Source organism: Idiomarina sp. UBA4206, assembly GCF_002383015.1.
Taxonomy (GTDB): domain Bacteria; phylum Pseudomonadota; class Gammaproteobacteria; order Enterobacterales; family Alteromonadaceae; genus Idiomarina; species Idiomarina abyssalis.
This window is the reverse complement of record NZ_DFTS01000043.1, coordinates 184,553-191,180: the sequence shown is the minus strand read 5'-3', so window position 1 is coordinate 191,180 and position 6,628 is coordinate 184,553. Positions and strand designations below refer to the sequence as shown.

Genomic DNA, 6,628 nt, shown 5'->3' with positions numbered 1-6,628 from the left:
AGCTTCGGCTGGGTTTTTTTATGGCAGAATAAGAGAGTGTTATTATGATTCGGCTAAGACAAAACTAACAATAAGGGAAGGAAATGACGCAAAGTAATCCGTGGAGTTATTTTTGGCAAAAGGGTGCCAAGGCGAGTTTTTTAGATGACAGCTCACGTTTACCCGCTTACCAAATGCGAAAGTTTTGGTTTGAACGCATGGATGAAAACGACGTGAAACAGCCTATGGTGGACATCGGTACCGGTAATGGCATTGTTGTTCAATGGTTAAACGAGTATGCAAAAGAAAAAAGCAAGAAACTTGATGTGCAGGGCATCGACTCTGCTCAGCTGAACCCACCTGATACTGATCTAAAACTTCAGGGTGATACGCCTTACGAGAGTTTCCAGCTACCTTCAAATAAAAAAGTGGGCACCTTTGTTTCTCACTACGGGCTGGAATACGGCGATATGGCGGAGGGTTTGAAGAACCTTAATGCTCAGCTAAAACGTGGAGGCATGTTAATTGCGCTGGTTCACTCAAAAGAGTCTGTTATTTATAAGAAGAGTGAAGCAATTTATGACTTAATGCCTTCCGTGATTAAGCAACTTAAAAAATCAGTGGTGCCGCTTCAAGAGTCGTTACTGAAGCACGGCCCTAAAAACTTACCGCGTTCTGCTTTGCAGGCACAACAAATACTCAATCAGTTTGTTCGCAAGCATGAGCGCAATCCATCATTTCATGCCATGAATTTTGTGCCGGCGACTAAGCACCTGTTAAATGCGGCAGCAGAAGGTAAAGATGCAGAGTCGCGCCAGGTTCTTAACGGTTACATGGATTCATTAAATGCACACAAAGCACGAACCAAAACTCTACTGAAAGCAACTGAACAGTTAGGTGATATGGACGAAACTCAAAAGCAGTTTGAGGCTGCAGGCTTTAAAAAGGTTACAGTGCAGCAGGTACAGTTTCCTGAGAGTGGTGTGTTTGGGAATTGTGTCATTGCTTTTAAGTGAATCTCTTTGTTTATAGTGCAGGCCACTTTTTGTGGCCTTGTTAACACTCTTTGCAACAAAGCCAACAAAATTAGAACGAAAAGTTTACAAGCCATTAACTTCCTGTTAAATTTTAAGCAGCTTCTATTAAAGAAGCGGCATAATAAAAACGTTCCAGGGAGTTTTTACTCATGAAAAATATGACATTTCGAAAAAGCTTAACGGCTGCAGCAGTTGCTGCGTCTTTAGGCTTTCCTGCATTAGCAGTTGCACAAGACAATCAAAATGACACTGATACGGCTGCAGAAGAAGTAGAGCGTATTCAGGTTACAGGTTCTCGTATTAAACGTACGGACTTAGAAACTGCATCTCCTGTAGAGATGGTTTCTTCTGAAGAAGTTAAAGCATCTGGTTTTACCCGTGTGGAAGACCTGATGGCAACTCTACCGCAGCTAGAAACAGCGACACAGAACTCGTTTGTTGCTAACGGTGCAGCGGGTGTTGCAAACCTTGACTTACGTGGTTTGGGTGCTAACCGTACTTTGGTACTGGTAAACGGTCGTCGTTTACAGCCAGGTGGTGTTTATTCACAGGCTGCTGACGTTAACCAAATCCCAACCGCTCTTATCGAGCGTGTTGAAGTATTAACCGGTGGTGGTTCTTCTACTTACGGTTCTGATGCTGTTGCCGGTGTTGTTAACTTCGTAATGAAGAAAGACATCGAAGGTTTTGAAGTAACTTTAGGTACTTCAGGCTATCAGCACGATAACAGCAATAGCTACATGCAAGGCTTGATGGATGAAGCTGGTTACGATTATCCAGAAGGCGGTTCAGGCATTGACGGTAAAACTTACACCGTAGATGTTACTGGCGGCAGCATGTTCGCTGGTGGTAAAGGTAGTGCAAGTTTTTATGCAACTTTCCGTACTAACGAAGAATTGTTGCAGGCTGAGCGTGACTACTCTTCTTGTGCTCTAAACGGCGCAGGCACTAGCTGTGGTGGTTCTGCAACCGCTCCAGTTCCTAACTTCTTTATTTCACCAATTGAAGGTGGTTCACCAAACTTCGATGAAGAAGTATTCTGGTCATTGACAGAAGATGGCAGCTTTGCACCATTTACTGACAACGTATATAACTATGCGCCAATCAACCACTTCATGCGTCCTAATGACCGTTACACTTTCGGTTCATTCGTAAACTATGAAGCAAATGATCACTTCCGTCCTTATTTAGAAACCAGCTATATGCATGACCGCACTGCTGGTCAAATCGCACAGTCTGGTGTTTTCTTCCAGAACTTCGCGTTTGACGTAGACAGCGACGTATTCAGCGATACTCAGCGTCAGCAGTTCCGCGACCAGTTCGGCGCAGATACTGACCAGATTATGGCTTATATTGGTAAGCGTAACGTTGAAGGCGGTCCTCGTATTAATAACCTTGAGCACAACTCTTACCGTATCGTTACTGGTGCTACCGGTGAGCTGAGTGCTATGTGGGAATACGATGTATCCTTCCAGTATGGCTCAACTCAGTCATCATCGGTTTACATTAACGACTTCTACGTTCCTCGTATGCCTCAAGTACTGGGTGCAGCAGGCGCAGATGAGTGTGGTGAAGACTGTATTCCTTATGAAGTATTCAAGTACCAAGGTGTAACGGCAGAAGCAGCTGACGCCTTAGGTGGTACAGCTATCCTGACCGGTTTAACTACACAGCGCATTATTAACGCGTTTGTAACTGGTGAAACTGGTTTCAGCATGCCTTCATCTAACTACAATGTTGCGGCGGTATTTGGTGTTGAAAACCGTGAAGTTGACTTCGAACGTGTTGCTGATGAAGTTTATCAACTGGGTGCTCTTTCAGGCCAGGGTGGTCCAACTGACAGCTTAATTGGTGGTTACAACGTTTCTGAAGTATTCACAGAAATTAACGTACCACTAGTTGAAGACGCTAGCTGGGCAAACAACCTACAGGTTGACTTAGGCTACCGCTACTCTGACTACAGTTCATCTGGTGGTGAGCCAGCGTACAAACTTGGCTTAGACTGGCAGGTTAACGACGACTACAAAATTCGTGGTACATACAACCGTGCAGTTCGTGCGCCAAACGTTGCAGAACTTTTCGCAACTCAGGGCATAGGTTTGTGGGCAGGTGTTGATCCATGTGCCGGTGGTGATCCTCAGTATACTCAGGAACAATGTGCTAATACTGGTGTAAGCGCTGGTCAGTACGGTAACGTATCTGCTAACCCTGCGGGTCAATACAACGCAATCTTTGGTGGTAACCCAGACTTGGATCCAGAGCTTGCGGATACTATGACTTTCGGTATCGTGGGTAACCCAACTGATAACTTCAACTTCTCAATCGACTACTGGAACATTGAGATGGAAGACCGCATTGGTACAATTTCAGCAGAGCTTATCATCCGCCAGTGTGCGGAAACTGGTGAAGCACAGTGGTGTGACGCGATTACTCGTAGCCCATCAGGTGACTTATGGCGTGGTACAGACGGCTTCGTTACTGCAACCAGCGTTAACTTGGCTGAATCTACCAACACTGGTATCGATACCAACATTAACTACAACACCGAAATTGGTGGTGGTCAGTTAGCTGTTAGCTTGACTGGTACGTACTACATGACTAAAGAAACCACAACGGTTCCTGGTCTTGCTGGTACTACAATTGACTGTGCTGGCGTAATCAGCTCAGACTGTTTCCCACAAGCTGAATGGCGCCATTCAATGAACTTCACATACAGTACTGGTGACTGGTGGAGTGTAGGTGCTAAATGGCGTTACCTTGGTTCAGTTGACTATGATGGAGAAACTGACGAGCTAATCGGCGACGGTTTAGGTTCTACTAGCTACATCGATCTGAACGCAAACTTCGACGTTACAGAAAACGTTTCTGTACTGTTGGGTATGAACAACGCGTTAGATAAAGAACCTACCATTGTTGGTGACGTTAACAGCCTGAACGGTAACACTATTGCCGGTTACCACGATGCGCTAGGACGTTATGTATTCGGTAGCGTAACTTTCCGCTTCTAGGAAACTATCGCTTAGGCGAATACAGTTCTTAAAAATAAAGGCGACCCTCGGGTCGCCTTTTTACCTTCTGTTTCTCTTGAGTTTATCTACTCACACAAGGAGAAAGTTGTGTTATTGTAAAAACATTGTCAAAAAGTTGTATGTTATTACTATGTCTCAACTCGCCCAACAGTTCCAAAAAGCCGTTAATGCTTTACAGCAAAATGATTTTATTCAAGCTGAAAAAATTGCCAGTCAGTTAAATCAGCAGGCTCCTAACCACCCGGATATCCTGCATTTATTGGCTCTTGCAACTAAGCAAAGAGAGCCTGATAAAGCCGCTGATTATTTTGCGCGGAGCTTAAAAGCCAACCCGAAACAACCCAGTGTTTTGTCGAACTATGCAAACTTTTTACAGGGCAGCCAGCAGTTAATGGCGGCAAAGCAGAACTATACTAAAGCTTTGCAAATAAACCCGAAACTGCCTGACGCCTGGTACAACTTGGCATCGCTCCACTATCAGTCGAGAGATTACCTAGCGGCTATAGAAGCGGCGACTAAAGCGCTACAACAAAAGCCGGATTTTAAAAATGCGGTAATTCTTAAGGCGCGTTCTGAGCTCGACTATAAGTTGTTTGATAAGGCAGAAGAGACACTTGCAAAAGCCCTCCAGCAATGGCCTCAGGAACCGTCGTTATTGTTTAATCTAGCTTTGGTCTATCGTTACACCGAGCGTACGAAGTCAGCTCGCGAAATTTTAGAACAACTGGGTGGAAAATTTGACGAAGCGCAACGGCAGTTTCAACTGGGTTGTCTTGCTTATGATGACAACGACTTTGAACAGGCGGAACAACTGCTACTGAAAACCATAGGGCTTAAAAACGACTTTGTTCCGGCGCACGAGGCTATTAATAAGCTTTACTGGGAGCACGACCATCAAGATAAGTTTCTAGCCTCCTTCCGGGAGTCGTTAAAAACTCAGCCCGATTCGTTGCCATTAGCTTATGCGTACCTGGCTCATTTACTTCGTTCCCAACAATACGAGCAAGCAGATTCAGAAATAGAAGTGTTCCTTGAACGCTTCGGGGGTGTGCACAGTTTGCTGCATATGAAGGGTACTCAGTGCTTGCGTAAAGGTGATGTTGAAGAAGCGTCGACTCTGTTTGATAAAGTGTTGGAGCAGCAACCCAGGCATCCACGCTACTTAATAGATAAGGCCAATGTTTTGCTTAGGCAGAAGGCATACGATAAGGCTTTTCAATTGTTAGATCGTGCCCACGAGAATCAGCCGCTTAACCAGGAGATACATGCCTATAAAGGCTTGTGTATGAAGCTGAGCGGTCAAGAGCAAGAGGAAAAGTACCTTAATAATTACGATGACTATGTGAAAGTGGGTTACTTACCTGCGCCCGATGGTTATGATTCTTTAGAAGAATTCTGGCCCATTTTAGTTAAGCGGGTTCAGGCGCTTCATAGAACCCAGCACCAGCCGTTAGATCAGTCTGTATGCAAAGGCACGCAAACGGTGGGTTCATTGCTCTCAATGGAAGACCCGATTATTCAGGCTTATAAACAGAGCTTAGAGAAGTTTATTAACGATTACCTGGCACAACTTCCGGATGATAATAAGCATCCGGTCACTTCCCGATATAACAGCGGGTACCATTTTAGTGGAAGCTGGTCAGTTAAGTTGTTTAAACAAGGCTTTCATACCAACCATGTTCATCCCGAGGGTTGGCTTTCAATGTGCACATATTTGAGCATTCCTGAGCAAGTAAAAGAAGACGACCCTGAACATAAAGGCTGGATCAAATTTGGGCAGACATCGCTCAACTTAGGTGAGCTAGACACTATCGATAAGAGCGTTTGTCCCAAGCCTGGTATGTGTGTGATTTTCCCCAGTTATTGCTGGCATGGCACGGTACCCTTTGATACCGACGAAGAGCGGATCACCATCCCCTGTGATATTTTTCCGTCTTAAACGAATGAAATTTATACAACTTAATTGTTTTTGTTTCTTTTTTTAGGCGAGGCGTTCTAGTGTTGTTACAACAACTGATTAATAGCTATGAGCTTTGTCAATAATATCAATGACTTCATTTATGAGGGTAGCCAGCTATAACCTTTTAGGGTTAGCTCCTATAGCTTTATAAGTTCCGTCAAATTTACAGCTGAATTTAACTTTTTCTGTTAACAATATGTTGCCATTGTTTTCATTTTGTGGTCTTCTTTACATTCCGCTTTAATAAAAAATTTACTTGCAGCGGCTTTATAAAACTATACAACTAGATAATAAGAAAACTCAGGGAGACTAAACATGACAGAACAGTCATTGTTGGCACGCTCCATCAAAACTATTTTGATGGCAGGTGTAGGTTCGGCATTTTTAGCCGGGCCAGCTTTAGCTCAAGATCAAGAGAATGTTGAGCGTGAAGCTATGCAAGTTGCTGAAGAGCAAAATGCTCAGGAAGAACAACCAGAACGCATCCAGGTTACGGGATCACGTATCCGTAGCGACGCGTTCGCTAATGAAACTCCTATCGATATTATTTCTGCTGACGAAGCGACCGAGCAAGGCTTGGCCACTTTAGGTGACTTGTTGCGTACTAGTACAATTGCGGCTAC

Annotated in this window: 3 protein-coding genes and 1 pseudogene; all 4 read left to right on the top strand. The window is 44.3% G+C overall.

Going from position 1 to position 6,628, the window contains the following annotated elements; translation table 11 throughout:
- Nucleotides 1-83: 83 nt before the first annotated feature.
- Nucleotides 84-995 (top strand): SAM-dependent methyltransferase, encoded by a 912-nt coding sequence (locus B3180_RS10055; protein WP_271331645.1) that lies wholly within the window; start codon nt 84-86, stop codon nt 993-995.
- Between the two features lie 170 nt (nt 996-1,165).
- A complete protein-coding gene (locus B3180_RS10050; RefSeq protein WP_278358292.1) occupies nt 1,166-4,024 on the top strand; it encodes a TonB-dependent receptor domain-containing protein in 2,859 nt (952 codons plus the stop codon).
- A 151-nt stretch (nt 4,025-4,175) separates the two neighbouring features.
- Nucleotides 4,176-5,984 carry a tetratricopeptide repeat protein gene (locus B3180_RS10045; RefSeq protein ID WP_278358293.1) on the top strand — a complete coding sequence of 603 codons (1,809 nt, stop codon included), beginning with the start codon at nt 4,176-4,178 and terminating at the stop codon, nt 5,982-5,984.
- Between the two features lie 336 nt (nt 5,985-6,320).
- Nucleotides 6,321-6,628: pseudogene (locus B3180_RS10040) on the top strand (TonB-dependent receptor); the annotation flags it as partial.